Below are 1,936 nucleotides of genomic sequence, written 5' to 3'. Positions count from 1 at the left end.
GGAGATACGCTGATAAAAAGCAGGACTTTTGAATACCTGTTTACACCTCAAGCACTAATTCCTCAAAGCAGCTTTTATCCTACCACACAGCTCACCAAACCGCACTGGACGAGCTATGGGTTGGGCTGGTTTCAGCACGATTACAAAGGGGAGAAGGTGGATTTTCACACGGGCAGTCTTGCCGGATTAATTGCTATTAACGGTCAGCTGCGTGATCATAATTTGAGTGTTTATGTCTTTGGTAATATGGATCATGCCGAGCTGCGTCATGCTATTATGTACAAAGTATTTGATCTGTACGCATTGGGTGGTGACCGTGACTGGCACAAAGAGATTTTTGATCTGTATGCAGGCTTTGATAAGGCTAGTAAGGAATATGCCCAAAAGCAGAAAGAGAGTAAAGTAGAGGGCACGAAAACAACGCTGGAGCTAGTGGCATATGAAGGAACCTACAAACATCCTATGTATGGCGAGATCATCATTGCCCAAAAGGATGATATGCTGCATTTAAATTTGAACAACAAGCACAAGGGGCTGTATGAGCACTGGCATTATAATACATTCAGCTATAAGGACGTGTACTCAGGAATGAGTGGCACGCAATTCAACTTCGACATCAGTGATTCGGGTAAGGCTAATGTCCTGAATTTCTTTGGGTTTGAGTTTGTAAAGGAATAAAAAAGGAGAGAGGCTCTACCGACAGGCCTCTCTCCTTGTTCATGATCTTGCCGGACCTGTTCCGGTATCTCTGGATCTGTAGCTAATAAAGAGACCCCCGAACGAGTCGGGGGAGAAATTATTTTCTCAATTATAAATGGCGACAACTACTCTGACGCCACTAAAATTAACTTACAATTTATAAGGCTTGCGATACTTGTAATGCAATTTGGCTTTAGCCACGCCACCTTTATCACCAATAAACTTTTCTTTTAATGGATCCCATTGGATGGTTTGTCCAAGGTCACAGGCAATGTTGCCTAATGTACAAACCGTACAAGAGCTGTGGCCGATTTCTACTGGCACAACAGGATCTACGCGGTCACGGACAGCATTGATGAAGTTTTGTGGATGTGCGATAAGCTGCTCATAAGGAACCTCTTTATCAGAGTTATCTGCAGGCATTAATGAATCATCTGAAGCCAGGTAATGCTCACGAGAAACTTCTAACCAGCCTTTATCACCCATAAACTTCACACCTTTGGTCAATTTGTCATTGAAAGGCTCAGAAGTTACCACAGCGCCACTGGCATATTTAAATTGCATGAACTCAGTTCCATCGCCAATAGGTGCAGCTTCAACCGGACCGTTACGATCCATACCAAGTCCCCACTGAACGATGTCAAACATGTGGGCACCCCAGTCGGTAGTGAAACCACCACCAAATTCTTTATACCAGCGCCAGCCGCCCCAGAACTCTTCATCTTTTGGAGGATTAAGAGAAATAGGAGGGTTTAACTCCTTGTTATAGTGTAAGTTACCGGGCAATGGTCCAAGCCATAAATCCCAATTCAGATCTTCAGGAACGGTCTCAGCAGGGAGGGTGTAAGGAGTAGGGGGCGCTCCTACATACGCATTAACCTTTTCAATTTTTCCCAGCTGGCCAGTCTGAACCATTTTAACGGCATGCTGGAAATTAGGATCTGAACGCTGCTGACTACCAATGCCTAAAACACGGTTGTTATTACGTGTAGCTTTAACCAGCGCCTGACCTTCAGTGATGGTAAATGTCATAGGCTTTTCGAGGTACACATCTTTACCAGCTTCAACAGCTGCAATGGCCACCAAGGCATGCCAATGGTCAGGAGTGGCGATCACCACGGCATCGATGTCTGGTCTTGCAAAAAGGTCCTGATAGCGCTCATAAGTTTTGATTTCAACTTTTTTCTTTTCCTTCTCATAATGCTCATTCAGCACGTTTTCGAAACGGGTACGCTTG

General features: G+C 44.6%; 2 protein-coding genes. One reads left to right on the top strand and one right to left on the bottom strand.

All coding sequences use genetic code 11. From position 1 onward, the window contains the following. On the top strand, positions 1 to 678 hold a 678-nt coding region (locus E1140_RS01310), incomplete at its 5' end, for a DUF3471 domain-containing protein (protein WP_155178236.1). A gap of 171 nt (positions 679 to 849) precedes the next feature. Here the strand turns inward: E1140_RS01310 and E1140_RS01305 are convergent. Further along, a partial coding sequence (locus tag E1140_RS01305; protein ID WP_155178238.1) for a Gfo/Idh/MocA family protein occupies positions 850 to 1,936 on the bottom strand: 1,087 nt, incomplete at its 5' end.

The organism is Fulvivirga lutimaris (genome assembly GCF_009711525.1).
Classification (GTDB): domain Bacteria; phylum Bacteroidota; class Bacteroidia; order Cytophagales; family Cyclobacteriaceae; genus Fulvivirga; species Fulvivirga lutimaris.
This window is presented reverse-complemented; position numbering and strand designations above follow the sequence as displayed.